This is a genomic window from Kocuria sp. WN036 (assembly GCF_002287015.1).
Lineage (GTDB): Bacteria > Actinomycetota > Actinomycetes > Actinomycetales > Micrococcaceae > Kocuria > Kocuria rosea.
Genome location: NZ_NSKF01000007.1, coordinates 105046 through 130433, shown reverse-complemented (window position 1 = coordinate 130433; position 25388 = coordinate 105046). Strand labels below are relative to the sequence as shown.

Below are 25388 nucleotides of genomic sequence, written 5' to 3'. Positions count from 1 at the left end.
AGGACGAGCACGGACGCGTTCGCGCGGGCGAGGCGGCCCCCGGCGCGGGGCGGCCGTGGGCCGTCCGCGTCCTGCCCCACGGCGAGGACCCCCGCCTCCCCGGACTCGCCGCGGCGGCCGCGGCCGGCGGCCGGGTGGTCGTGCACCGGCACCGCCGGCGGGCGGTGGTCGGCACCCCGGACCGCTTCGTCAAGTTCCTGGCCCGCGGCCGGGCCGCCCGGGTCGCCGAGCTGTCCGACCGGCTCCACGGGCTGGGCACGGCGGCGGGCTTCGCCGTGCCCGCCGTCCTGGCCCGGGCCGAGGACCGGGTCGAGTTCTCCGTCCTGCCCGGCCGGAGCCTGCACGAGCTGGGGGCCGCGGGACGGAACGACGCCTACCGTGCCGCCTGGGCGGAGTGGGCGCGGTGCTGGCCGGCCCTGGCCACCGCCGCGCCGGGCACGGAGCCGCTGCCCGCGCACACGGCCGAGGACGAGGCCCGCACGCTGGCCCGCTGGGCCGGCCGGCTCGAGGCGTTCCCGGGTCTGCTCGAGGCCCCGCCGGGGGCGGTCGCCGCATGGGCACGGCGGATCGGGGCGGAGCTCTCGGCCCTGCCCGCCGACCGGCGGGGCCGGGTCGTGCTGCACCGGGACCTGCACGACCAGCAGCTGCTCTTCGACGGCGCACGGCTGGGGCTCCTGGACTTCGACACCGCGGCCCTCGGCGAGCCCGAGCTCGACCTCGCGAACCTCTCCGTGCACCTGGAGCTGCGCGCGGCGCAGGGCCTGCTCGAGCCTGCGCTCCGGGCGGCGGGACAGGAGGCCGTGACCGCGGTGGCCCGGGTGCTGGGCGCCGACCCCGGCCGTCTCGCCGTGCACGCCGAGGCGACCCGGCTGCGGCTCGCCTGCGTCTACGCGTTCCGCCCGCGGTGGCGCGCTGTGGCGCAGGACCTGCTCGACGGGCTGCGTTCCTGAGAGGGCTCTCATGTTCTCATGCCCCCCTCAACCGGTTCCTGGACACTGGTGGGCATGAGGATCCTCTGGTCGGCAGTCTCCCTCCTGGTCGTCGCGGGCCTGGCGCTCCTGCTGTGGAACGCGGCGAGCGGCACGGACCGCGTGGAGGTCGTGCGCGGCGGCGTCTCCGTGAGCGGCAGCCCCGGTCCGGGACCGTCGGCCGGCACGGCGCCGCCGGCCGGGGACCCGTCGTCGTCGCCGTCCCCCACCGGCCCCGCGCAGGACGGGGGAGACGCCCCGGGACCGGACCGCGGGGACGCGGGGGGCTCCGCGGTGCCGCTCCCTCCGGTCGAGCCGCCGCCGGCCCCGCCCGCCCTGCCGGCCGCCCCCGATCCTGCCCCGCCGGCCGTCCCCGCACCCCCGGCCCAGGTCCCGCTGCCCGTGCAGCCCGCCCCGCTCGACGACGACTGGGACGACGACCGGGACGACGACCGGGACGACGACGTGGACGACTGAGCGCCGGGTCCGGGGCGCCTGCCGGCCGTGTCGGGGCGCCCCGGCCCGGGCGGGCGGGACGGCGCCGACGGGCCGGAGAACCCTGTCCGATCCAGGGCCGGCAGGACGGCTCCGGAGGTGCTGGAGAGGGGTGGCCGGCGATTTTGGTTCTCCCGAAACGTGCTGGTAGAGTCTTCGTCGTTGCCCCGATAGCTCAGTGGTAGAGCGCCATCTTGGTAAGATGGAGGTCCCGGGATCGATTCCCGGTCGGGGCTCTCGTGATGAGATCCCGTGGCCCGGCCGTCAAGGCCGTCAGCCGCGGTGTCTCATCCCTCTGGCGGTGTAGCTCAGCTGGTTAGAGCGCACGACTCATAATCGTGAGGTCGACGGATCGAGCCCGTCCACCGCTACGGCGAAAAGCCCGTGACCCTCCGGTCACGGGCTTTTGTCGTCCCCGGGCCGGCCCGGCACCGGCCCCTCGATCCGGCACCCCGTCCAGGACCCGACGCAGGTCCGGGCGGACCGGTCACGGCGAGCGCGGCGGATCCCGGCGGCCACGGTGCAGGCCGATCTCGTAGGCGGTGAAGACGGCGAGCGTCAGCGCGACCAGCGGCAGGACGAACCACGCCATGGTCCACGTGAACCCCTCCAGGGCGTCGTGCTCGGTGGCCGCGAGCACCACGTAGCCGGTGTAGGCGGCGTACAGGGCCACGAACAGGGCGCCCTCCCAGCGGGCCACCGCGAACCCGGTGAACGCGATGGGGAGCAGGGCGACCGCGGCGGCCAGCATCACCGGGATGTCGAGGGCCACCGCGGCACCGGACACCGGGATGCCCCCGGGGGAGATCAGCGCCGGCAGGCCGAGCACCACCCCGATGTTGAAGATGTTGCTGCCCACCACGTTGCCCACGGCCAGGTCGCGCTCACCGCGGCGCACCGCGATGACGGAGGTCGCCAGCTCGGGCAGCGATGTCCCGACGGCCACCACGGTCAGCCCGACCACCAGGCTGCTGACCCCCAGCGACGTGGCGATACTCACCGCCCCCTCGACGAGCAGGGTCGCGCCGGCGACCAGCAGGGCGATCCCCAGCACCACGAGCAGCACGGACCGGGGGACCGAGGCCGGGGGCGGCTCCTCCTCGGTCCTGACGTCCTCGGCACCGCCGGTGCCGCCGCCGGCTCCGCGGTCCCCGGACGGCGCCGCCGCGGGGACGGGGGCACCGCGCCGGCCGATCACGACGGTCAGCACCGTGTGCAGCACCACGGCGGCGAGAAGGACCACTCCGTCCACCGCGCCGATCCGCCCGTCGAGGGACACGAGCAGCAGCCCGATCGACAGCACGACCATCCAGGGCAGGTCGAAGCGCACCAGCCGCTGCTTCACCGCCAGGGGAACGACGAGGGCGGAGAGCCCGAGGATGAGCAGGACGTTGACGATGTTGCTGCCGACCACGTTCCCGACGGCCAGGCCCGGCTCGTCGCGCAGCACGGCGCCGACGGTGACGGCGAGCTCCGGCGCCGACGTGGCGGCCGAGACCACGGTGAGCCCGACCACGAGGGAGGAGATCCCCACCCGCCGGGCGAGCGCGGACGCCCCCCGCACCAGGAGTTCTCCGCCGAGAACCAGCAGCGCCAGCCCTGCGACGATCCGGCCGACGTCCAGGAGATCCATGGGCAGGAGTGTACATGCCCCGGACGGCGGCGCCCGGCGGGGCGGGGCGCGCCGCCGTAGACTGGACGGGTCCCGCCGCCCGCGCGCGGCCCGTCCAGCGAGGAGCTGCCATGCCCGTGAACCCCGATCTCGTCGGGCGGACCTACCCGCCGGCCGAGCCCTACAGCGTCGGACGGGAGGCGATCCGCGACTTCGCCCGCGCCGTCCAGGCCGCCCACCCCGCCCACCACGACGTCGAGGCGGCCCGGTCCCTCGGCCACCCCGACCTCGTGGCGCCCCCCACCTTCGCCATCGTGGTGGCCCAGCGCGCCGACGCCGCCCTGATCGCCGACCCCGAGGCCGGCATCGACTTCTCCCGCGTGGTCCACGCCGACCAGCGTTTCACCCACCACCGCCCGATCGTCGCCGGGGACGAGCTCGTGGCCGAGCTGCACGTCGACCAGGTCCGGGCCATGGGCTCCGGGGCGATGGTGACGTCCCGCGCCGAGATCCGCGCCGCGGACGGCGAGCACGTCGCCACCACCGTCTCGTCCCTGCTCGTGCGCGGAGAGGACCAGTGACCGTGAGCATCGCCTTCGACAGCCTCGAGAAGGGCCAGGAGATCGGGCAGCGCCGGATCGAGCTCTCCCGCGCGGACCTGGTCCGGTACGCGGGGGCCTCCGGGGACCTCAACCCCATCCACTGGAACGAGGAGTTCGCCCGCTCCGTGGACCTGCCCGACGTCATCGCCCACGGGATGCTCACGATGGGCGCGGCCGTGCAGCTCGTGACCGACTGGGCCGGTGACCCCGGCGCCGTGGTCGACTACCAGACGCGCTTCACCAAGCCGGTGGTCGTCCCCAACCGGTTCGGGACCGCGGTCGAGGCCTCCACGGCCCTCACGGTGTCCGGGAAGATCGGCGCCCTCGACGACGCCGCCCGCACCGTGCGCGTCGACCTCACCGTGACCGCCCCCGACCTCTCCGCGGAGGGAGCCGACCCGGCGACCGCCGCGGCGCTGAAGGTGCTGGTCAAGGCCCAGGCCGTGGTGCGGCTGGCGTGAGTCCGGGCCGGGGCACCGCGGGCCGCCCGATAGGGTGGTCGCCATGACGTCCCCTCGCATCGCAGACCTCACGACCGCCGCCGTGGGCGGGCCCGCCCGCGACTACGTGCGGGCGGAGTCCGAGCAGGCGGTCGTCGACGCCGTGGCGGCGGCCGACGCCGCCGGGCGGGACGTGCTCGTGGTGGGCGGCGGCTCCAACCTCATCGCGGCCGACGCCGGGTTCGCGGGCACCGTGGTGCACGTGCTCTCGCGCGGCGTCGAGGTCCTCGCCGAGGATCCCGCCGGCGCCCTCCTCGAGGTCCAGGCCGGCCACCCGTGGGACGAGCTCGTGGCGCAGGCCGTGGCCGAGGGGCTGGTCGGCATCGAGGCCCTGGCCGGGATCCCCGGCACCACGGGTGCCACCCCGGTGCAGAACGTGGGGGCCTACGGCCAGGAGGTGGCCCAGACCGTCGAGCTGGTGCGGGTCTGGGACCGCCGGGAGCGGCGCGTGCGGGACTTCGCCCCGGCCGACCTGGCGTTCTCCTACCGGGACTCGGCCCTCAAGCGCAGCACGGTGGCCGGCTCCCCGCGCCACGTGGTGCTCGCCGTGCGGTTCCGGCTCGAGCGCGGCACCGAGAGCGCCCCGGTGCGCTACGGCGAGCTCGCCCGCCGGCTCGGCGTCCAGGTGGGGGAGCGCGCCCCGCTGGAGCGGGTGCGGGAGACGGTCCTGGCCCTGCGCGCGGGCAAGGGCATGGTCCTCGACCCGGAGGACCGCGACACCTACAGCACCGGGTCCTTCTTCACGAACCCCATCCTCCCGGCCGACGCCCTGGGGGAGCGGCTGCCCGCCGACGCCCCCCGCTTCCCCGTGGTGGACGCCGCGGGGCGCCCGCTCGAGGACCGGGTCAAGCTCTCCGCCGCGTGGCTCATCGACCACGCCGGCTTCGGCAAGGGCTTCGGCCTGCCCGGGACCCGCAACGAGCTCCTGGACCTCGACGGCGCCGCCGTCGCCGGGGGCCGCGCCTCGCTGTCCACCAAGCACACGCTCGCCCTCACCAACCGCGGCGGCGCCTCCGCCCAGGACCTCATGGCGCTGGCCCGGACGGTGCGCGACGGCGTCGCGTCCGTCTACGGGGTGGACCTCGTCGCCGAGCCCGTCATCGTGGGCACGGCGGTCTGAGGCGGCGGCCGTGAGCAGCCTCGAGGAGGAGATCGCCCAGGGGGAGAGCTCCGACAGCCGTGTGCGGCAAGCCCTCGGCCGGCTGCGCCGCTGGTCCCGCGGCCACCCCCTGCTGTTCGTGGCCTACCGGACGCTCGTGACGGTCCTCGGGGGCGTCTTCGTGCTGACGGGCCTGATCATGCTCGTGACGCCCGGCCCGGGGTGGCTCGCCATCTTCCTGGGGCTCGGCATCTGGGGCACCGAGTTCCACTGGGCGCACCGGCTCAACCAGTGGGCGAAGGGCCAGGTGGTGCGCGGCTGGCGGTGGTGGCTGGCGCGCACCGCCGAGGGGCGGCACCGCCGGGCCCTCGCCGGCACGGGCAACCTCGTGCCGGGCCCCCGGCACCTGCGGTCCCCGGGAGCCTGAGCCGGGACGGCCTCCTGCCGGGGAGCCCCCCGCGGCCGCGGTCGCACGGGCCCGCGCCGGTGCGCGCGATGACGCCTCCGGACGGGCCCTCCCGGTCAGCGGGAGCGGCCGAGCTGCGCGGCCACCAGCTCCAGCGCGTGCTCGGCCGGGATCCCGAGGTCCGCGATCTCGTCGGCGAAGCGCCGGGCGGCCTGCACCGCCAGGTCCTCGGTCCGGTCGGCGGCGCGCACGAAGCTGCCCCGGCGGCCCCGGGTCTCGATCACGCCGGCGGCCTCGAGCTCGCGGTAGGCCTTGGCCACGGTCCCGGCCGCGAGGCCGAGCGCCTCGGCGAGCCGGCGCACCGGTGGGAGCCGGGTGCCCGCCGGCAGGGTGCCGTCCGCGCGGCCCTGCTGGACGCGGTGCCTGAGCTGCTCGGAGGGCGGGCGGTCGTCGCCCGCGTCGAGCGACAGCCCCGGCGGGATCGAGATCTCCTCCACCGGCTACAGGGTGCCGGTGGCGATGCGCAGCATGCGGCGCAGCGGCTCGGCCGCGCCCCACAGCAGCTGGTCGCCGATCGTGAAGGCGCTGATGTAGCCCGGCCCCATGGCGAGCTTGCGGATCCGGCCCACGGGGATGTCCAGGGTGCCGGAGGTCGCCACGGGGGTGAGATCCCGCATCGAGTCCTCCTTGGTGTTGGGCACCACGGTGGCCCACTCGTTGTCGGCGTCGACGATCCGCTCGATCTCGTCCACGGGCAGGTCCTCCCGCAGCTTGATCGTGAGGGCCTGGGAGTGCGAGCGCATCGTGGCGATCCGCACGCACAGCCCGTCCATGGGCACCCAGTCCTGGGCGTACCGGTCCGTGCGGCCGAGGATCTTGTTGGTCTCGGCCGCGGACTTCCACTCCTCGCGGGACTGTCCGTTGCCGAGGTCGGCGTCGATCCAGGGGATGAGGGAGCCGGACAGGGGCGCGCCGAACATCGAGGTGTCGAGGGCGTCGCCGCGCTGGGCGGCGAGCACCTTGCGGTCGATGTCCAGGATCGCCGAGGCGGGATCGGCCAGCTCGTCCGCGACGACGCCGTGGAGGGCGCCGAACTGCGCCAGCACCTCGCGCATGTGCCGGGCCCCGCCGCCGGAGGCGGCCTGGTAGGTCATCGACGTGGCCCACTCCACGAGGTCGTTGCGGAACAGCCCGCCGAGACCCACGAGCAGGCAGGAGACCGTGCAGTTGCCGCCCACGAAGTCCTTGACGCCGCTCGCGAGACCGCGGTCGATGACGTCCCGGTTGACGGGGTCCAGGACGATGATCGCGTCGTCGTTCATCCGCAGGGTCGACGCCGCGTCGATCCACAGACCGTCCCAGCCGGCGGCGCGCAACCTCCCGTGCACGTCCTTGGTGTAGTCCCCGCCCTGGGCGGTGACGACGATCGGGAGCTTCGCCAGGGTCTCGAGGTCGTAGGCGTCCTGCAGCGTGCCGGCGTCCCCGGCGAAGGACGGGGCGGGCCGGCCGGCGCTGGAGGTGGAGAAGAACACCGGGGTGATGCCCCCGAAGTCCCCCTCCTCCTGCATGCGCTGCATGAGCACGGAACCCACCATGCCCCGCCAGCCGACGAACCCTACCGAATCACCCGAGCTAAAAGTCATGGCCCCCAGTCTAGTGGGCGCGGTGCAGGGCCCAGCGCCGGCGCTTCTCCTTCACCTTCTGCGCCGGCGGGAGCTCGAGGCCGGGCACCACCAGGTCCCCGTACTGCGGGAAGCGGTGGAGGTAGTCCTGGACGTAGGTGCACGTGGGGCGCACCGCGACGCCCTGCTCCCGGAAGCCGTCCAGCAGGAGCGTGACGAGGGTGCGCGCGTAGCCCTGCCGGCCGAACTGCTCGCCGATGATGGTGTGCTGGAGCTCGACCGTGCCGTCCTCGTGGTCCTGGAAGCCCTCGAAGCCGATGAACTGCTCCCCCCGCCACAGCTCGTAGCGGTCGAGGTCCGTGTTCTTCACGACGCGCAGCTGCTCGTCGTCCCGGATCGCGGGGTCGGGGTGCCGGTCGGTCACGGTGTTCCTCCTGGTCGTGGTGCAGCTCACGCTACCGGAGCCGCCGGGCTACCGGAACCGGGCGTCCCTCCGCCCGGTCCCCGCCGGCCGCGCGTGCGCCGCTCGATCCGGTAGCCCAGGCCCGTGCGGGACACCGACGGGCCGAGGACCGGCTCCGTGGCCCACCCGTCGTCGAGCACCGGGGCGTGTGTGTCCCCGTCCGCGTCGAGGTCGATGACGGTCACGAGCGCCTCCGTCACGGGGTGCTCGGCGTCGGCCAGGGCCTGCCGGTAGACCTCGCCGCCGCCGATCACCCAGATGCGCTCCGCGCCGGGGCTCGTCCGGGCCAGGCGCACGGCCTCGGCGTACGAGGGTGCCGTCAGCACCGCGCCGGGATCCTCGCCCCGGGCCACCCGGCCGGGGGAGGAGGTGATGACGATGTTGGTCCGTCCGGGCAGGGGCCGGAAGCGCTCCGGGAAGGACTCCCACGTGCGCCGGCCCATGATCACGGGGTGGCCGGTCGTCGTGCGCCGGAAGAACGCCATGTCCTCCGGCAGCGACCAGGGCATCGCCCCGGCGCGGCCGATGACGCCGTCGGCGGTCTGCGCCCAGATCGCCCCGATCGCCCCGGTCGTCCCGGCGGTCATACGGCCACCGGGGCCTTGATCGCGGGGTGGTGGCGGTAGTCGAGGACCTCGAAGTCCTCGAGCTCGTAGTCGAAGACGGTGGCGGGCCGCCGGGCGAGCCGCAGCCGCGGATAGGGGTAGGGGTCCCGGGAGAGCTGCTCGCGGACCTGCGCCACGTGGTTGTCGTAGACGTGGCAGTCCCCGCCGGTCCAGACGAACTCCCCGGGCTCCAGGCCGGTCTGCTGGGCGATCATGACGGTGAGCAGCGCGTAGGAGGCGATGTTGAAGGGCACGCCCAGGAACATGTCCGCGGAGCGCTGGTAGAGCTGGCAGGACAGCCGCCCCGGCCCGTCCTTCCGGGGCTCGACGTAGAACTGGAACAGGGCGTGGCACGGCGGCAGGGCCATCTCGTCCACCTCGGCGGGGTTCCACGCGGTCACCACGTGGCGCCGGGAGTCGGGGTTCGTGCGGATCTGCTCCACGACCTTGGCGATCTGGTCGATCGACCCGCCGCCGGGGGTGGGCCAGGACCTCCACTGCACGCCGTAGACGGGTCCGAGCTCCCCGTCCCGGTCCGCCCACTCGTCCCAGATGGTCACACCGCGCTCCTGCAGCCACCGCACGTTCGAGTCCCCGCGCAGGAACCACAGCAGCTCGAGGGCCACCGACCGGAAGTGCACCCGCTTGGTGGTCAGCAGCGGGAAGGACTCCGCCAGGTCGAAGCGGATCTGGCGCCCGAAGACGCTGCGCGTCCCGGTGCCCGTGCGGTCGGACTTGTGCACCCCCTGCTCCAGGACCTCGCGCAGGAGGTCCTCGTAGGGCGTCGGCACCGGGGCGGGCACGGGGTCGGGGGCGGTCATGCGGGTCTCCTCGGGGGAAGTCGGGGCGGGCCGGGCGGTCCGTGGCGGGTGGCTCGTGGCGGGTGGTGCGCTGCGGTCCCGGCGGTTCCGGGACGGTGCGCCGCGGGTCCGGCGGCGCCGGGCCGGGGGTCAGTCGTCGAAGGGCTTCACGAGCTCCACGGAGACCACCCGCCGGCGGTGCCGGCGGGAGACCTGCAGCACGATCATCTCGCCGGGGGAGAGGTACGGGTCCTTGGCCGGCAGCTGCGCGGCGAGCTCTGGGCTCGCGTGCCGGGCGATGACCTTGAGGACCGTGGGCAGCACCGGGCGGTGCGTGCACAGCGCCACCGGCGTGTCCTTGTCGAACATGGTCTGGGCCACGGCGGCCGCCTTCTTGGGGTGGCGCTTGTGCGAGGCCTCCGTGAGCTGCGGGCGCTCCCGCACGGAGACCCCGGCCTTGCGCGCGTACGGCACCACGGTGGACAGGCAGCGCAGCCAGGGGGACGTGAGGACCCGCTCGGGGGACCACGCCCGGAGCAGCCGGGTCACGGCGAGGGCCTGGCGCTTGCCGGTCGCGGCCAGCGGCCGGTCGCCCTCGGCCCGGGACCAGGCCGAGCGCGGCTTCGCCTTGGCGTGGCGCACCACGATCGCCGGGCGCGTGGCGAGGTCCCCGCGCTCGTGCAGGTCCACCAGGGCCGCCAGCGGCTCCCGGTCGGAGGGGTTGGTCAGCATCCGGTGCGCGTCCTCGGGCGAGACCCAGCGGACGGCGTCCACCTCCTTGCCGTCGGGCTCGGGCCGTGCGCCGGGACCGAACTCCGCGGCCCAGTAGTGCACGTCCTTGCACCCGTCCTTGACGTCGTAGCGGATCGTGGGCAGGGGCACGCCCAGGCGCGGCAGCAGGCCGATCTCCTCGCTGACCTCCCGGTGGGCGGTCTCGGGCAGCGTCTCGCCGTCGTCCTGCTTGCCCTTGGGGAAGGACCAGTCGTCGTAGCGCGGCCGGTGGATGACCAGCACCTCGAGCCCGCCGCCCGTCCGGCGCCAGCACAGGCACCCGGCCGCGAGCACGTCGGCGGGCCGCCCGCTCCCGGCCGCGCCGCTCGTGCCGGTCCTGCCGCCCGCCCGGCCGGGGCTCTCGGCCGGGCGCTGCTCGGCGGTCTTCTCTGCGGTCCTGGGCATGGCCCCTCTTTCGTCCCCTGTCCGTGGTGCACGGGCGTGCCGGGGCCCGCGGTCCGGACCGTCGGGCGGCACCCCCACGATGCTACCGCTGACCCGTTCCACCGCCGACTAGATCGTCGGCCGGCCGAGGGCCCGGCTGCGCAGCAGGTGCTCCTGGACGTCCACGAGCGGGTTCCCCTCGGCGTCCCGGTGGTGGCGGGTCCACACGCCCTCGGCGTCCAGGTGCCAGCTGGCCGTGGCGTCCGAGACGTAGCGGGCCAGCAGCCGCACGAGCGCGGACGCCTGCTGGGGGTCCGTGATCCGCACCAGGGTCTCCACCCGGCGGTCGAGGTTGCGGTGCATCATGTCCGCCGAGCCGATGTAGACGAGGGGCTCGCCGGCGTTGCAGAACGCGAAGACCCGGGAGTGCTCCAGGAACCGGCCCAGCACCGAGCGGACCCGGATGTTCTCGCTCAGCCCCGGCACCCCGGGGCGCAGGGCGCAGATCCCCCGGACCACCACGTCCACGGGCACCCCGGCCTGCGAGGCCCGGTAGAGGGCGTCGATCACGGCCTCGTCCACGATCGAGTTGCACTTAACCTGGATCCGGGCCGGGCGGCCGGCCCGGTGGTGGCGGATCTCGGCCTCCACGAGGTCGACGAGCCCGGAGCGCACGGAGCGGGGCGCCACGAGCAGGCGCTGGAAGGTGGTCTTGGGCGCGTAGCCGGAGAGCTGGTTGAAGAGCCGGGAGACGTCCTCCCCGACCTCCGGGTCGCACGTGAGCAGCCCCAGGTCCTCGTAGAAGCGCGCGGTGGAGGGATGGTAGTTGCCGGTGCCGATGTGCACGTACCGGCGCAGCCCGTGCTCCTCCTGGCGGACCACGAGGGAGAGCTTGCAGTGGGTCTTCAGCCCCACGATGCCGTAGACCACGTGCACCCCGGCCTGCTCGAGCTTGCGGGCCCAGGAGATGTTGGCCTGCTCGTCGAAGCGGGCCTTGATCTCCACCAGCGCCAGCACCTGCTTGCCGGCCTCGGCGGCGTCGATGAGCGCGTCCACGATGGGGGAGTCGCCCGAGGTCCGGTACAGGGTCTGCTTGATGGCCTGGACCTTCGGGTCCGCGGCGGCCTGCTCCAGGAAGGCCTGGACGCTCGTGGCGAACGAGTCGTAGGGGTGGTGCAGCAGCACGTCCCGGGCCCGGGTCGCGGCGAAGACGTCCGCCGCCTTGGCGGTCTCCGCGGCGTTGAGGTAGCGGGAGGTGTGGGCCACGTGGCGGGCGTAGTGCAGCTCCGGGCGGTCGATGCCGGCGATGACCCCCAGCCCGCGCAGGTCCAGCGGGGCGGGCAGCCGGTAGATCTCGGACTCGTCGATGCCCAGCTCGGAGACGAGCAGCTCGAGCACCTCCGTGCTGATGCTGTCCGTGACCTCCAGGCGCACCGCGGGACCGAAGCGGCGGCGCAGCAGCTCCTTCTCCAGGGCCTGCAGGAGGTTCTCGGCGTCGTCCTCCTCGACCTCCAGGTCCTCGTTGCGGGTCACGCGGAACACCTGGTGCTCCTCGACCTCCATCCCGGGGAACAGGTCGTCCAGGTGCTGGGCGATGACGTCCTCGAGCGGGATGAACCGGGCCTGGCCGTTCGGCAGGCGCGAGGCCCGGGACCCGTCCACCGACAGCAGCCGGGGCAGCTGGTCCGGGACCTTCACGCGGGCGAACAGCCGCTTGCCCGACTGCGGGTTGCGGACCATCACGGCCAGGTTGAGGCTCAGCCCGGAGATGTAGGGGAACGGGTGGGCCGGGTCCACGGCCAGCGGCGTGAGGATGGGGAACACCTGCCGGTGGAAGTCCCCGGTGAGCCGCTCCCGGGTGGCGGCGTCCAGGTCCTCCCAGCCGACCAGGTGGATGTTCTGCCGGGTCAGCTCGGGCCGCACCAGGTCGTGGAAGGCCCGCGCGTGCCGCTCCTGCAGCTCGTGGGCGCGCGCGGCGATGGTGGCCATCTGCTCCGCGGGGGAGTGCCCGGAGGCGGCCGGCCGGGCGATGCCCGTGGCGATGCGCCGCTTGAGCCCGGCCACCCGGACCATGAAGAACTCGTCCAGGTTGGAGGCCACGATGGACAGGAAGTGCACCCGCTCCAGGAGGAAGAGGTCCGGGTCCTCCGCGAGCTCCAGGACCCGGGAGTTGAACGCCACCCAGCTGGCCTCGCGGTCCAGGAAGCGCTCGGGCCCGTGCCGGCCCTCCAGCACCTGCCGGGCCGCGGGCACGGGGTCGTCGATCCGGTCCCGGTCCCCGTGGCTCCGGGCGGAGTCGGGGAGCTCGTCGGGGCCCCCGGGGGGTGCGGTGCCGGACCCGGCGGCCGGGGCCCCGGGGGCGCTCGGGGCCGGCGCGGACTGCGGGCTGTCCTGCTGGTGGGTGGTCATCACGGTCCTGTCTCGTCGTGCCCGCCCCGGCGGTCCGGGCGCGGGAGGATCGGGTGGCGGGTCAGCCGGGGAGGGTGCCGGCGTACATCACGTCGAGGTGCCAGGGCCGGAACCCCAGCGCCTCGTACAGCCGCATCGCGGCGGCGTTGTCCCCGTCCACGTAGAGCATGACCTCGTCGAGCCCCTGCCGGGCGAGGTGGTTGACGCCGGCGGCGGTCAGCGCCCGGCCCAGCCCCGTGCCCTGGTGCCCGGGGGCCACGCCCACGGCGTACACCTCGCCGAGGGGACCGCGCTCGGCGTCGGCGGCGTGCACCTTGGTCCAGTGGAAGCCGGCCACGGTCCCGGGCTCGTCCTCCCGGACGGCGAGCAGGAAGCCGGCGGCGTCGAACCACGGCTCGGCCTCCCGCTGCCGGAGGTCGTCGAGGGTCATCCTGCCCTGCTCCGGGTGCTCGGCGAAGGCGGCCGCGTTGACCCGCAGCCACTCCTGCTCGTCGCGGCCGGGCTCGAACGCCCGCAGGCGGAAGCCCTCGGGCATCGCCTCCGGGAGGGGCAGGTCCGCCGCGCCGCGCAGGGGGCGCAGCAGCCGGTGCAGGTCCCGCACGGGGGCCAGGCCGTGCCGGGCGGCGAGCGCGGCGGCGGCGGGGTGCCCGCCGTGCGCCCAGGCGCGCACCGTGCCGGTGGTCCCGGCGGCCACGGCGCCGGCCAGCGCCGCGCCGATCCCGGCGCCGCGGTGGGAGGGGCCGACCACGAGCTCCACGAGGTGGGCGCCGTCGGGCTCGGGCACGCGCACGGCGGCGCCGAGGAGCTCCCCCTCGCGCGAGCGCGCCAGGACGGTGCGGACCCGGCCGTCGCGCGCCGAGCGCAGGTCCACCAGGGTCTGGTCGGAGAACGGCGGGTCGCCGTCCGCGGCCGCGGCGCGGGACGCGAGCGCCACGATCTCCTCGGCCGGCGGGACGTCCGGGCGGTCGAGGTCGTACGGCACGGAACGGGACATGGGGACCTCCTGCGGAACGGGATGGGGCGCACGGACCGGGTCGGGAGGTGCTCAGCCCTCCCGGGCCCGCGTCGTGGCGAAGCTGTAGCCCACGTTACGCACCGTGGTGATCAGGTGCTCGTGGTCCGCACCCAGCTTGGCGCGCAGGCGCCGCACGTGCACGTCCACGGTGCGGGTGCCGCCGTAGTAGTCGTAGCCCCAGACCTCGCTGAGCAGCTGGGCGCGGGTGAAGACCCGCCCCGAGTGCTGGGCCAGGTACTTCAGCAGCTCGAACTCCTTGTAGGTGAGGTTCAGGGGCTGGCCGTTGACGTGCGCGGAGTAGGCGGCGTCGTCGATGACCACGGAGCCCGCGCGGATGCGGGTGTCGTCCTCAGGGACCTCGGCCGTGCGGGAGGAGGCCAGGCGCAGCCGCGCCTCGACCTCCGCGGGGCCGGCGGTGTCGAGCACGACGTCGTCGACCATCCAGTTCGCGGCCACGGCCGCCATCCCGCCCTCGGTGAGAACCATCAGCAGCGGCGCGGCCAGACCCTTGGCCGTGAGCAGCTGCGCGAGGTTGCGGGCGGTGATCAGGTCGGTGCGCCCGTCCAGCAGGACCACGTCCGGGGACCGGCCGTCGAGGCTGCCGGACACGGTCCGCGTCGGGGCGACCGAGACCTTGTGGTTGAGCAGGTCGAGGGCCGGGAGCACCGATGCCGAAGGTCCGTCCGCGTCGGTCAGCATCAGGATCTGGAACACTCGTGCTTCTCCACTCTGGCGTACGGACTGAGCTGTCAGTATAGGTCCGGGCGGGCGACCGGCTCCGCGACCCCGCCGGTCCGGAGCGTCCCGCGGCCCGTGCCCGCCCGCACCCCGCGCCCCGTTCCCGGCGCTGCGCCCCGTTCCCGGCGCTGCACCCGGTCCCGGCGCTCCGCCCGCGCCCCGCGGCGAGCCGCTATCGTTGCTCGTGTCCGCCCGGGCGCAGGTCCCGACCCCCGACAGTGCAGGAACCCGATCACCATGAGATACGCCATGATCGCCGCGTGCAGCGTGGCCGGGCTGGTGGCGGCCCTCGTGGCGGTCGCGGTCGCCGGGCCCGCGCCGCTGCTGTTGGCGCTGGGCATGTCCGTGGTCATCGGCTTCGGCTGGCCGGCGGCCACCGGCATCGCGGCGAGGCACCGCCACAACGTGATCATGACCGCCGCCGGCGTCGTCGCGGCCCTGCTCGTGCAGTTCCTGCCCGGCCAGCAGCTCGTGTGGCTGCCCGCCGTCGTCGGCGTGGCCCTCATGACGGTGTTCGCGGCGGAGCTGGTGCGCGGCGAGGGCGCCGAGCACCGGCTCGAGTCCGCGATCGCCTCCACGGCGGGCGTGCTGGCGGCGGTCAGCTCCTCCGGCTGGATCGCCCTGGCCGGCGACTACCGGGCCACGGGCCCGGACCCCGCACTGCTCGTGGTGGTCGGCGCCGTCCTGGCCGCGCTGGTGGCCCTCGTGGGCGGGCGCGTCATCGCGGCGGCCCCGAAGAGCTCGCCCAAGCGGGGCGTCGTGGCCCTCGGCGTGACCCCCGTGGCGTTCCTCGGGGTGGGGGCCGTGTTCACTGCCCGGCTGGTGAGCACCGTGGTAGTTTAGGGCCATGCTTGCACTCGAAATCTTCTACCTCGCCCTGCTCGGCATCTCTGGCCTGTTCATCGCCGGGATCTCCCTGAAGGTGGTCCTCGGACTGTTCAAGGGACAGCACTAGTCCCGTGCCGATCGAGATCCCCTCGGATCTGCTGCCCGAGCTCGTCCCCTTCGCCTGGCTGCTGGGCACCTGGGAGGGCGACGGCTTCATGGGCTACGGCGAGGTCGAGCAGCGGCCGTTCCGGCAGCGCGTGACCTTCGAGCAGAACGGGCTGCCGTTCCTCGACTACCGGGCGCAGACCACACTCCTCGACGACGAGGGGCAGCCGATGCGCCCGGCCACCGTGGAACAGGGCTTCTGGCAGCTCGACCGCACCCTCGAGGACGGCGACGTGGGCCCCGGGATGCTCCCGCCGGACCTCGTGCCCGTGCTCCAGGGCGCCGAGGACGTGGAGCGGATGCGCAACGCGGACGGCGGCTTCGACGTCCTCGTGACCCTGACCCACCCCGGCGGCGTCGCCGAGCTCTACGCCGGGCAGATCAAGGGCCCGCGGATCGACCTCGCCACCGACGCCGTGATCCGCGCCCGCGGGGCCAAGGAGTACAGCTCCTCGACCCGCATGTACGGCCTGGTCCACGGCGACCTGTTCTGGGCCTGGGACATGGCCGCCCTCGGCGAGCCCCTGACCACCCACGCCTCCGCGCAGCTGCGGAAGATCGGCTGAGTTCCGTGACCGAGCACCGTTCCCCCCTGCTCCACCGGCCGGGCGCCGTCGAGGCCGAGGGCCTGGACCGCGGGGTGGCCGCCCACTACGGCGACCCGCTGCGCGAGCAGCGCTCCCTCGTGCGCACCCCCGGCACCGTGGTGGACCTCTCCCACAAGGGCGTCGTGACCGTCACCGGGCCCGACCGGCTCAGCTGGCTCACCACCCTCTCCTCCCAGGTGCTCACCGGGCTCGAGCCCGGGCGCAGCACCGAGACCCTCTTCCTGTCCGTGCAGGGGCGGATCGAGCACGCCCCCCATGTGGTGGACGACGGCACCAGCACCTGGCTGATCACCGAGGCCGACGAGACCGCGGCCCTGGTGGCGTGGCTCGAGCGCATGCGCTTCGCGCTGCGCGTCGAGATCGAGGACCGCACCGGGCAGTGGGCCGTGCTCGGCGCCACGGGCCCCGTGCCCGGCCTGCCCGCCACGGTCGTGTGGCGGGACCCCTGGCCCCACGTCGCCCCCGGCGGGTGGAGCTACGCCGTCCTCGACGGGCCCCACCCCGGCGAGGAGCGCACCTGGTGGGAGCACCTCGTGCCCCGCGACGAGCTCGACGCCCTGACCCTCGACCTCCCCCTCGCCGGCGCGTGGGCCGCCGAGGCGCTGCGGATCGCCGCGTGGCGCCCCCGCCTGGGCGCCGAGACGGACGAACGGACGATCCCGCACGAGCTCGACCTCCTGCGCACCGCCGTGCACCTGGCCAAGGGCTGCTACAAGGGCCAGGAGACCGTCGCACGGGTGCACAACCTCGGGCACCCGCCCCGCCGGCTGGTGCTGCTCGACCTCGACGGGTCGGAGCACACGCTGCCCGCCGCCGGGGCCGAGGTGGTCGCGGGGGAGCGCACGGTGGGGCGCGTCACCTCCGTGCAGCTCCACCACGAGCAGGGTCCCATCGCCCTGGCCGTGCTCAAGCGCACCGTCGATCCCGCCGCCGAGCTCGTCGTCACCGACGGCGAGCAGCGGTGGGCCGCGGCGCAGCAGGTCGTCGTGCCGCCGGACGCCGGGCAGGTGGTCGGCCGGCAGACGGGCTTCCTCCGCGGACCCCGCCCCTGACCTCGCCGGACCCCGGAACTCCCGTCACCGACGTCCGCCCCGGGCCCGGAGCGGCGCAGGACCGGGCCCCTGGCGGCGCGGACCCGCAGGCCTGACCGACCGGGGCCGCCGCCCGCCTCAGCGGCCGAAGAGGACGCGGGCCTCGTCCCAGCGGTCCTGGGGAACGGTCTTGAGCCCCTCGAGGGCCTCGGCGAAGTCGACGCGGACCATGTCGGTGCCGCGGATGGCGACCATCCGCCCCCACTGCTTCTCGTGCACGAGGTCGACCACGGACATCCCGAAGCGGGTGGCGAGCACGCGGTCGAAGCCCGTGGGGGCGCCCCCGCGCTGGATGTGCCCGAGCGTGGTGTTGCGGGTCTCGATGCCGGTGAGGCGCTCGATCTCCTGCGTGACGTACTCCCCGATCCCGCCCAGGCGCGGACGGCCGTCGGCCTCGGTGCCCTTCCCGGCGAGCACGTCCTCCCGGTCCTCGGGGATGAACCCCTCCGCGACGACCACCAGCGGGGAGCGGCCGCGGTCGTAGACCTCCTGCACCCACGCGCAGACCTGGTCCATGGAGACCTTCTGCTCCGGGATCAGCACCGCGTGCGCGCCGGCGGACATGCCCGAGTGCAGCGCGATCCACCCGACGTGGCGGCCCATGACCTCGGCGACCATGCACCGGTGGTGGGACTCCCCGGTGGTGCGCAGCCGGTCCATGGCGTCGGTGGCGATGGACACGGCCGTGTCGAAGCCGAAGGTGTAGTCCGTGGCCTGCAAGTCGTTGTCGATGGTCTTGGGCACCCCCACCACGGGCAGCCCGGCGTCGGCCAGGCGCTTGGCGCCGGCCAGGGTGCCCTCCCCGCCGATGGCCACGATCGCGTCCACCGCGTGGCGCTCGAGCATCACCCCGATGTTCTCCGGCCCGCCGCCGGGCCCGGAGTAGGGGTTCGTGCGGGAGGTGCCGAGGATGGTCCCGCCCTCCCGGGCGAGGCCGCGGACCCGGGTGCGGGGCAGGTCCATGATGTCGCCCTCGAGCACCCCGCGCCAGCCGTCGCGGAAGCCCACGAACTCGTGGCCGTAGGTCTTGATCCCGTGCAGCACGGCGCCGCGGATCACCGCGTTGAGTCCGGGGCAGTCCCCGCCGCTGGTCAGCAGTCCGATCTTCATCCGTACAGTCTCCTCCGGGTGGGCGGGGCGTGCGTGGCGGCCGGACGTGCGCCGGCACGCCCAGTCTAGTGAGTCCGGGCCCGGGCGGCAGGGCCGGGCCCGGCCGTGTTGGCCCCCGGCGCCGCCCGCCGGCCTGCGGCCTAGACTTCCCGGAAGGGGGCCCCGACGGGCCCGGAAGGAGGGGTGGCGTTGAACACGGACAAGGAACCGGCCCGGGAGAACCTGCGGGAGTTCATCGACAAGCTGGTCGACCAGGGGTACACGGTGCGGGACGGGCAGTCCCCGGACCCGGATCTCATCGATCCCGGGGGATCGGCCGTGGAGACCTGGCGGGAGGACTACCCGTACGACGAGCGGCTGTCGCGCGAGGAGTACGAGCTCGAGAAGTACCAGCTGCAGATCGAGCTGCTGAAGTTCCAGTACTGGGGCCAGGACCACGACCTCCAGCACGTCATCGTGTTCGAGGGCCGGGACGCCGCCGGCAAGGGCGGGACGATCAAGCGGTTCACCGAGCACCTCAACCCGCGCGCCGCCCGGGTGGTGGCCCTGACGAAGCCCTCGGATCGGGAGCGGGGCCAGTGGTACTTCCAGCGCTACATCCAGCACCTGCCCACGGCGGGGGAGATCGTGATGTTCGACCGCTCCTGGTACAACCGCGCCAACGTCGAGCGCGTCATGGGCTTCTGCACGGACCCGCAGTACGAGCAGTTCATGGCCCAGGCGCCCGTCTTCGAGAAGATGCTCGTGGACTCCGGCATCCACCTCACCAAGTTCTGGTTCTCCGTGACCCAGCACGAGCAGCGCACCCGGTTCGCGATCCGCCAGATCGACCCCGTGCGCCGGTGGAAGCTCTCGCCCATGGACCTGGCGTCCCTGGACCGGTGGGAGGACTACACCGAGGCGAAGGAGGAGATGTTCCTGCGCACGGACACCGACCACGCCCCGTGGATCACGGTGAAGTCCAACGACAAGAAGCGCGCCCGGCTCAACGCGATGCGCTTCTTCCTGGACCAGTTCGACTACGAGGACAAGGACCCGGACGTGGTCTATCCCCCCGACCCGCTGATCGTGCGCCGCGGCCTGGAGGCCGTCGGCGACTGAGGTGCGGCCCGGGGACGCGGGACGACGACGGCGCCGCCCGTCCCCTTCCGGGGGCGGGCGGCGCCGGTGCGCGGCGGTCGCGGCTCAGCGGCCGGGGCGGTCCACCAGGACGGTGTTGGCGGCGGCGTTGACGGCGGTCACGGCCACGACCGACGGCCAGGCCCCGATCCGCCGGGCCAGCGGGTGGGAGAGCCCGAAGCCCAGGACGTAGAGCGCGCCGAGCGCCGCCGTGGTGCCCGGCCCGCCGCGGTGCCACCACGTGTGGGCGGCCGCCGCGCCGGCCGCGGCCAGCACCGCCCCGCCCAGGGGGCGGACGCCGGTCGCCCGGGCGGTGGCGTACCCGCCGATCAGACCGGCGCTCACGAGCGCCGCCGCGGGCACCTGCTCCGCCGCGGCCACGGCGGTGTCCCGGGCGTCCGTCGCGGCGCTCACGCGGCGCCGCCCAGGTACTCCTGGAGCCGGCGCAGGCCCTCCGCGAGGTCGTCGTCGCCGAGGGCGTAGGACAGGCGCAGGAAGCCGGAGGGGCCGAACGCCTCGCCGGGCACCACGGCCACCTCCGCCTGCTCCAGGATCAGCTCGGCCAGCTCGGCGGAGGTCTGCGGCGTCGCGTCGCCGAAGCGCCGGCCGAGCAGGCCCCGCACGTCCGCGTAGGCGTAGAACGCGCCGGTCGGGGTGGGGCACTGCACGCCGTCGATGGCGTTGAGGGCCTCGACCATGACCCGGCGGCGGCGGTCGAAGGCCTCCCGCATCCGGTGGGCCTCGTCGAGCGGGCCGGACACGGCCGCCAGCGCCGCCCGCTGGGCCACGTTGTTGACGTTGGAGGTCAGGTGGGACTGCAGGTTCGTGGCCGCCTTGATCACGTCGGGGGCACCGATCATCCAGCCCACCCGCCAGCCGGTCATCGCGTACGTCTTGGCCACGCCGTTGAGGACGACCACGTTCTCGCCCAGCTCCGGCACCGCGGCGGCGATCGAGGTGAACGGCACGCCGTCGTAGGTGAGGTGCTGGTAGATCTCGTCGGTCAGCACGAAGATCCCCTTCTCCGCCGCCCAGCGGCCCACGGCCGCGGTCTCCTCGGGGGAGTACACGGCGCCCGTGGGGTTCGACGGCGAGCAGAACAGCAGGGCCTTGGTGCGCTCGGTCCACGCCGCCTCGAGCAGCTCGGGGGTGACCTTGTAGCCGAGCTCCGGCCCGGCGAAGACCTCGACCGGGTTGCCCCCGGCGAGCTTGATGGCCTCGGGGTAGGTGGTCCAGTACGGGGCGGGCAGCAGGACGTCGTCGCCCTCGTCCACGACCGTCGCGAAGGCCTGGAACACGGCCTGCTTGCCGCCGTTGGTGATGAGCACCTGGGCGGGCTCCACCGCGTAGCCGTCGTCCCGGGCGGTCTGCTCGGCCACCGCCCTGCGCAGCTCGGGCAGGCCCGCGGCCGGCGTGTACCGGAAGTTCGCCGGGTCCTGGAGGGCGGCCGCGGCGGCGTCCACGATGTACTGGGGGGTCGGGAAGTCGGGCTCCCCGGCGCCGAAGCCGATCACGGGCCGGCCGGCGGCCTTGAGGGCCTTCGCCTTCGCGTCCACGGCGAGCGTCGCGGACTCTGCGATGGCGCCGACGCGCCGGGAGATGCGGGACGTGGTCATGACCGGGGGCCTCCTGGAGGGGAACGGGCGGTCTCCGCCGGGTGCGGGGACGGCGGTGCGGACGCCCCCATGCTACTCGGGCGTCCGCACCGCGGGCCCGGCGCCCCGGCGGCCGCGCCCGCCCGGATTGCACCCCGCCGCCCGGGTCGCCTAGGATGGACGACTGGTGTCATCGGCGCCTGCTCGGCCGCGCCGTCACGGCGGGACCGGATGGTAGAGTCGGTGACCGGGTCCGAGCGATCGAGACCGGCGTCCCCACGCCGGCCGAGGCCGCGAGGCACGTAGGGCAGTGGCGCAATTGGTAGCGCAGCGGTCTCCAAAACCGCAGGTTGCAGGTTCGAGTCCTGTCTGCCCTGCTCCAGTCCGGGGTGGTCCCCGGCACCCCCACGGGGTGCCGGGAGCCGCCGCGGCGACGGCGGGCCGGCAGCACTGCGCGGCACGCACGAGTCCACACAGGGAGAGCCGATGTCGCAGACCACCGCCGGCCGCGCGTCGGGCCAGCCCCCGGAGCAGGGCGCGGAGAGCCCCCGCGGCGTCTTCGGGCGCCTGTTCCTGTTCCTGCGCCAGGTCGTCGGCGAGCTCCGGAAGGTGGTCACCCCCACCCGGCGCGAACTGGTCAACTACGTCCTGGTCGTCCTCGTGTTCGTCGCGTTCATGATGGTGCTCATCTCGGTCCTGGACCTGGCGTTCGGCCAGGCCGCCCTGTGGATCTTCGGGCAGGGGGACGCCGCCGGCTGATCCGGGCGGCGCACGGACCGGCGCGGCCGGCCACCGTGACCCAGCAGAGCACGACATCCACGAAAGAACTTTGAGGGAGATCCAGTGACCGAGCACGAGCTCGAAAACGGCACCGAGGCACCGGCCGAGGTCGACCAGCAGGCTCCGGAGCTGCCGGAGGCCGAGACCTCCGTGCAGGAGGACGACTTCGCGGCCGCCCACGACCCGGAGCACGCCCCGGTCGCCGACGAGGCTCCCGCCGCGCCCGCCGACGAGGAGGCCCCGCTCGAGGCGGAGGCCCCGGCCGACGAGGAGGCCCCGGCCGACGAGGAGGCCCCCGCGGCCGAGGACGAGGCGCCCGCCGTGGACCCCGTCGAGGAGTTCAAGTCGAAGCTGCGCCGCCAGGAGGGTGACTGGTACGTCATCCACACCTACGCCGGCTATGAGAACCGCGTGAAGACGAACCTCGAGACCCGCATCCAGTCCCTCAACATGGAGGACGACATCTTCCAGATCGAGGTGCCGATGGAGGAGGTCGTCGAGATCAAGAACGCCCAGCGCAAGATCGTGCGCCGGGTGCGGATCCCGGGCTACGTGCTGGTGCGCATGAACCTCACCGACGCCTCCTGGGGCGCGGTCCGCCACACCCCGGGCGTCACCGGCTTCGTCGGCCAGGACGCCTACAACCCGGTGCCGCTGCGCCTCGACGAGGTCTTCGAGATGCTCAACCCGGTCTTCGAGGCGCCGCAGGGCGCGGGGGCCGAGTCCTCCGCCCAGCCCAGCGCGCAGCCGCAGATCGACGTCGACTTCGAGGTCGGCGAGTCCGTCATCGTCAAGGAGGGCCCCTTCGAGACCCTCCCCGCCACGATCTCCGAGATCAAGGTGGAGTCCCAGCAGCTGGTCGTCCTCGTGTCGATCTTCGAGCGCGAGACCCCCGTCACCCTCGGCTTCAACCAGGTCTCCAAGATCTGAGCCCCGCGGGCCGCTCCGGCCCGCCCCAGTTCCCGGCCCCGCGGTGCATGCTTCGCCGCCGGGCCGCCCGGCCGCCGCGCCACGGCGGCCACCCGCCGTCGTACGCTCCTGTGCGCCGGTACGTCCAGCAGAAGAAGGACCAGCACATGGCTCCCAAGAAGAAGAAGGTCTCCGGCCTGATCAAGCTGCAGATCCAGGCAGGCGCCGCCAACCCGGCTCCTCCCGTGGGTCCGGCCCTCGGTCAGCACGGCGTCAACATCATGGAATTCTGCAAGGCCTACAACGCGGCCACGGAGTCCCAGCGCGGCAACATCGTGCCCGTGGAGATCACGGTCTACGAGGACCGCTCGTTCACCTTCGTCACGAAGACCCCGCCCGCCGCGCAGCTGATCAAGAAGGCCGCCGGCGTCGCCAAGGGCTCGGGTGTCCCGCACACCCAGAAGGTCGGCAAGCTCAGCATGGACCAGGTCCGCGAGATCGCCGAGACCAAGAAGGAAGACCTCAACGCCAACGACATCGACGCCGCCGCGAAGATCATCGCCGGCACCGCCCGCTCCATGGGCATCGAGGTCGAGTGACCAGCCTCGGCTGATCACCACCCACCGTTATTGACGTGGCAGGGCCGAGCGCGGCCCGCAGACCACAACTGCACAAGGAGAAGAAGCAGATGGCAAAGCGCAGCAAGGCATACCAGGCGGCCGCCGCCAAGATCGACGCGGGCACGCTGTACGCCCCGGCCGAGGCCGTGGCCCTGGCCAAGGAGCTCGACACCGCGAAGACCGACTCCACCGTGGAGGTCGTCCTCCGCCTCGGTGTCGACCCCCGCAAGGCCGACCAGATGGTCCGCGGTACCGTGAACCTGCCCAACGGCACCGGCAAGACCGCCCGCGTCGTCGTCTTCGCGACCGGCGACAAGGCCGCCGCCGCGGAGGAGGCCGGAGCGGACTACGTCGGCTCCGACGACCTGATCGCCCGCATCCAGGGCGGCTGGACCGACTTCGACGCCGCCGTGGCCACCCCGGACATGATGGGCAAGGTCGGCCGGCTGGGCAAGGTCCTCGGCCCCCGCAACCTGATGCCGAACCCCAAGACCGGCACCGTCACCATGGACGTGACCAAGGCCGTCAACGACATCAAGGGCGGCAAGATCGACTTCCGCGTCGACAAGCACTCGAACCTGCACTTCATCGTGGGCAAGACGTCCTTCGAGCTCGAGAAGCTGGCGGAGAACTACGGCGCCGCCCTCGAGGAGATCCTGCGCCTGAAGCCCTCCGCGTCGAAGGGCCGCTACATCACGAAGGCGACCGTCTCGACCACGTTCGGGCCGGGCATCCCGGTCGACCCGAACGCCACCGAGGTCGTCGTCGGCGCCTGACGCCGTGCACCGGAGCCCGCGGGGCTCCGACGGGTGGGGGCCCGGCCGATGCGGTCGGGCCCCTTTCCGTCCGACGGGACCATTCCTCCCACGACCCAGCAGCCGGCGGGCGTCCGCCGGTGCCCACGGAACGGAGACCCCCCACGTGAGCGAGCACCCCCCGGTGCGCATCGAGCAGATGCGCATCCCCGACGAGTTCGACGACGCCGCGCAGGAGCTGCTGGGGCGCGTCGCGGAGCTCGTGCGCCGGTCCCGGCAGCACGTGTGGGGGATCTCGGAGCTCACCGGTGACGCCCAGGAGCTCTACCGGGACCTGCTGGACCCCTTCGAGCGCGTGGTCGTCCTGCTGGCGTGGGCCGGGGACCGGCTGGCGGGACGGGCCGAGGTGCGGATGCCCCTGGTCACGCTCACCGACTCCGCCCACATCACCGTCGACGTGGACCCCGACGTCACCTCCCAGGGCACCGGCAGCGAGCTGCTGGCCGCCGCCGAGCAGCTCGCCGTGGGCGAGTCCCGCCGGCACCTGCGGATCCAGACCGAGCACCCCGGGCCCGAGGAGATCCAGGGCGACGGCAGCGTCACCGGGGTCTTCCCGCTGGTCACGCCAGGGATGGTCGAGTGGGTGGACGCCGCCGACGGCTCGGGCCGGCTGCCCGTGTCCAACCGGCAGACCCGCTTCGCCCTCAGCGCCGGCTACCGGCTCGAGTCGGTCAGCGACTTCGGGGTGCTGGACGTCCCCCTGCCGCCCGAGCGCGTCGCGGCCCTGCTGGACGAGGTCGCGGCCTCGCCGGCGCAGGAGCCGTACCGGATCCACGTCTGGAGCGGCCCGGCCCCCGAGGACCGGCTCGACGAGCTCGCCGCCCTGCACTCGCGCATGGCGACCGACTCGTTCCTGGCCCCCGTGGCCGCCGCCGAGCCAGAGCCCTGGGACGCCGAGCGCGTGCGGCGCACCGAGCAGCTGCGCGCCGAGGCGGGCAACCTCTCGCTCGTGGCCGTCGCCGAGCACGAGCCCACCGGACGCCTCGTCGGGATGACCGAGATCGTCCTGGCGGGGGAGGAGCCGCCGATCGGGATGCAGGACGAGACCGTGGTCCTGCGCGAGCACCGCCGCCGGTGGCTCGCCACCCGGCTGAAGCTGGCCAACCTGCAGCAGCTCGAGCGGCTGGCCCCGAGCGTGCGCACCGTCTACTCCTGGAGCCACAGCGGCGACGACCGGATGAGCCGGGTCAACGCCCGGCTGGGCTTCCGCGTGGCCGGGCGCAGCGGCGTGTGGGCCCGCGACTTCCCCTCCGCCTGAG

28 protein-coding genes and 3 tRNA genes are annotated in these 25388 nt (G+C 74.1%); 18 read left to right on the top strand and 13 right to left on the bottom strand.

The window, feature by feature from the left end; all coding sequences use genetic code 11:
- From CK505_RS06845 to CK505_RS06830, 4 genes are all read left to right on the top strand, one after another.
- The coding region (locus CK505_RS06845) for a phosphotransferase family protein (RefSeq protein ID WP_095650599.1) at positions 1-950 on the top strand (950 nt) is incomplete at its 5' end.
- 54 nt (positions 951-1004) lie between these two features.
- Positions 1005-1445: a hypothetical protein gene (locus tag CK505_RS06840; protein ID WP_051063806.1), complete on the top strand. Its 441-nt coding sequence runs from the start codon at positions 1005-1007 to the stop codon at positions 1443-1445.
- Positions 1446-1627: 182 nt separating this feature from the next.
- Positions 1628-1699 (top strand) — tRNA-Thr (locus tag CK505_RS06835).
- A gap of 61 nt (positions 1700-1760) precedes the next feature.
- Positions 1761-1834 (top strand) — tRNA-Met (locus CK505_RS06830).
- 116 nt (positions 1835-1950) lie between these two features.
- Here the strand turns inward: CK505_RS06830 and CK505_RS06825 are convergent.
- Positions 1951-3096, bottom strand: a complete 1146-nt coding sequence (locus tag CK505_RS06825) for a calcium/sodium antiporter (RefSeq protein WP_095650598.1) — start codon at positions 3094-3096, stop codon at positions 1951-1953.
- Between the two features lie 110 nt (positions 3097-3206).
- Between CK505_RS06825 and CK505_RS06820 the strand changes: the two genes are divergently transcribed.
- From CK505_RS06820 to CK505_RS06805, 4 genes are read left to right on the top strand one after another with little or no spacing between them, the layout of a single operon-like run.
- Positions 3207-3656: a MaoC family dehydratase N-terminal domain-containing protein gene (locus CK505_RS06820; protein ID WP_035924924.1), complete on the top strand. Its 450-nt coding sequence runs from the start codon at positions 3207-3209 to the stop codon at positions 3654-3656.
- Positions 3657-3658: 2 nt separating this feature from the next.
- Positions 3659-4138, top strand: coding sequence for a MaoC family dehydratase (locus tag CK505_RS06815; protein ID WP_031283397.1), 480 nt, complete (start codon positions 3659-3661; stop codon positions 4136-4138).
- Between the two features lie 43 nt (positions 4139-4181).
- Positions 4182-5297: a UDP-N-acetylmuramate dehydrogenase gene (locus tag CK505_RS06810; protein ID WP_017834248.1), complete on the top strand. Its 1116-nt coding sequence runs from the start codon at positions 4182-4184 to the stop codon at positions 5295-5297.
- Positions 5298-5307: 10 nt separating this feature from the next.
- Complete coding sequence (locus tag CK505_RS06805) at positions 5308-5703, top strand: PGPGW domain-containing protein (protein WP_095650597.1); 396 nt, start codon at positions 5308-5310, stop codon at positions 5701-5703.
- Between the two features lie 95 nt (positions 5704-5798).
- Here CK505_RS06805 and CK505_RS06800 read toward each other — a convergent pair whose 3' ends face one another.
- From CK505_RS06800 to CK505_RS06760, 9 genes are all read right to left on the bottom strand, one after another.
- Positions 5799-6179: a GntR family transcriptional regulator gene (locus tag CK505_RS06800; protein ID WP_017834246.1), complete on the bottom strand. Its 381-nt coding sequence runs from the start codon at positions 6177-6179 to the stop codon at positions 5799-5801.
- A gap of 3 nt (positions 6180-6182) precedes the next feature.
- Positions 6183-7325 (bottom strand): aspartate-semialdehyde dehydrogenase, encoded by a 1143-nt coding sequence (gene asd, locus CK505_RS06795; RefSeq protein WP_031283394.1) that lies wholly within the window; start codon positions 7323-7325, stop codon positions 6183-6185.
- Positions 7326-7335: 10 nt separating this feature from the next.
- Positions 7336-7728: a GNAT family N-acetyltransferase gene (locus tag CK505_RS06790; protein ID WP_017834244.1), complete on the bottom strand. Its 393-nt coding sequence runs from the start codon at positions 7726-7728 to the stop codon at positions 7336-7338.
- A 26-nt stretch (positions 7729-7754) separates the two neighbouring features.
- A complete protein-coding gene (locus tag CK505_RS06785; protein ID WP_017834243.1) occupies positions 7755-8354 on the bottom strand; it encodes a dihydrofolate reductase in 600 nt (199 codons plus the stop codon).
- The gene (locus CK505_RS06780) at positions 8351-9193 is read right to left on the bottom strand and encodes a thymidylate synthase (RefSeq protein ID WP_095650596.1); all 843 of its coding nucleotides are present in this window, start codon (positions 9191-9193) and stop codon (positions 8351-8353) included. Before CK505_RS06780 ends, CK505_RS06785 begins: the two co-directional genes overlap by 4 nt.
- Before the next feature lie 129 nt (positions 9194-9322).
- Positions 9323-10348, bottom strand: a complete 1026-nt coding sequence (locus tag CK505_RS06775) for an NUDIX hydrolase (protein ID WP_251355409.1) — start codon at positions 10346-10348, stop codon at positions 9323-9325.
- Between the two features lie 108 nt (positions 10349-10456).
- The gene (locus CK505_RS06770; RefSeq protein ID WP_095650595.1) at positions 10457-12736 is read right to left on the bottom strand and encodes an RNA degradosome polyphosphate kinase; all 2280 of its coding nucleotides are present in this window, start codon (positions 12734-12736) and stop codon (positions 10457-10459) included.
- Positions 12737-12797: 61 nt separating this feature from the next.
- Positions 12798-13730, bottom strand: coding sequence for a mycothiol synthase (gene mshD / locus CK505_RS06765; RefSeq protein ID WP_017834239.1), 933 nt, complete (start codon positions 13728-13730; stop codon positions 12798-12800).
- 51 nt (positions 13731-13781) lie between these two features.
- Positions 13782-14465 (bottom strand): response regulator transcription factor, encoded by a 684-nt coding sequence (locus CK505_RS06760; RefSeq protein WP_017834238.1) that lies wholly within the window; start codon positions 14463-14465, stop codon positions 13782-13784.
- A gap of 261 nt (positions 14466-14726) precedes the next feature.
- Between CK505_RS06760 and CK505_RS06755 the strand changes: the two genes are divergently transcribed.
- The 3 genes from CK505_RS06755 to CK505_RS06745 all read left to right on the top strand — a co-directional run bounded on the left by CK505_RS06755 (position 14727) and on the right by CK505_RS06745 (position 17142).
- A complete protein-coding gene (locus tag CK505_RS06755) occupies positions 14727-15332 on the top strand; it encodes a hypothetical protein (RefSeq protein WP_240722370.1) in 606 nt (201 codons plus the stop codon).
- Between the two features lie 116 nt (positions 15333-15448).
- The gene (locus CK505_RS06750; protein ID WP_017834235.1) at positions 15449-16048 is read left to right on the top strand and encodes an FABP family protein; all 600 of its coding nucleotides are present in this window, start codon (positions 15449-15451) and stop codon (positions 16046-16048) included.
- Entirely contained in the window at positions 16045-17142 is a 1098-nt protein-coding gene (locus CK505_RS06745) for a folate-binding protein YgfZ (RefSeq protein WP_109222006.1), read from the top strand. Before CK505_RS06750 ends, CK505_RS06745 begins: the two co-directional genes overlap by 4 nt.
- Before the next feature lie 117 nt (positions 17143-17259).
- Here the strand turns inward: CK505_RS06745 and CK505_RS06740 are convergent, their stop codons facing one another.
- Positions 17260-18291 (bottom strand): 6-phosphofructokinase, encoded by a 1032-nt coding sequence (locus CK505_RS06740; protein WP_017834233.1) that lies wholly within the window; start codon positions 18289-18291, stop codon positions 17260-17262.
- Between the two features lie 189 nt (positions 18292-18480).
- On the opposite strand from CK505_RS06740, the gene ppk2 reads away from it, so the two are divergent.
- Complete coding sequence (gene ppk2 / locus CK505_RS06735; RefSeq protein ID WP_035924909.1) at positions 18481-19392, top strand: polyphosphate kinase 2; 912 nt, start codon at positions 18481-18483, stop codon at positions 19390-19392.
- 84 nt (positions 19393-19476) lie between these two features.
- Here the strand turns inward: ppk2 and CK505_RS06730 are convergent, their stop codons facing one another.
- The gene (locus tag CK505_RS06730) at positions 19477-19824 is read right to left on the bottom strand and encodes a hypothetical protein (RefSeq protein ID WP_095650592.1); all 348 of its coding nucleotides are present in this window, start codon (positions 19822-19824) and stop codon (positions 19477-19479) included.
- Positions 19821-21026, bottom strand: coding sequence for a pyridoxal phosphate-dependent aminotransferase (locus CK505_RS06725; protein ID WP_095650591.1), 1206 nt, complete (start codon positions 21024-21026; stop codon positions 19821-19823). Before CK505_RS06725 ends, CK505_RS06730 begins: the two co-directional genes overlap by 4 nt.
- A 283-nt stretch (positions 21027-21309) precedes the next feature.
- On the opposite strand from CK505_RS06725, the gene CK505_RS06720 reads away from it, so the two are divergent.
- From CK505_RS06720 to CK505_RS06695, 6 genes are all read left to right on the top strand, one after another.
- Positions 21310-21382, top strand: a tRNA-Trp gene (locus CK505_RS06720).
- A gap of 109 nt (positions 21383-21491) precedes the next feature.
- Positions 21492-21764 (top strand): preprotein translocase subunit SecE, encoded by a 273-nt coding sequence (gene secE, locus CK505_RS06715; protein ID WP_017833270.1) that lies wholly within the window; start codon positions 21492-21494, stop codon positions 21762-21764.
- 84 nt (positions 21765-21848) lie between these two features.
- Entirely contained in the window at positions 21849-22715 is an 867-nt protein-coding gene (gene nusG, locus CK505_RS06710) for a transcription termination/antitermination protein NusG (protein WP_095650590.1), read from the top strand.
- A gap of 146 nt (positions 22716-22861) precedes the next feature.
- Positions 22862-23293, top strand: coding sequence for a 50S ribosomal protein L11 (gene rplK, locus CK505_RS06705; protein ID WP_017833272.1), 432 nt, complete (start codon positions 22862-22864; stop codon positions 23291-23293).
- 89 nt (positions 23294-23382) lie between these two features.
- Entirely contained in the window at positions 23383-24090 is a 708-nt protein-coding gene (gene rplA / locus CK505_RS06700; RefSeq protein WP_017833273.1) for a 50S ribosomal protein L1, read from the top strand.
- 145 nt (positions 24091-24235) lie between these two features.
- A complete protein-coding gene (locus tag CK505_RS06695) occupies positions 24236-25387 on the top strand; it encodes a GNAT family N-acetyltransferase (RefSeq protein ID WP_095650589.1) in 1152 nt (383 codons plus the stop codon).
- Position 25388: the final 1 nt, after the last annotated feature.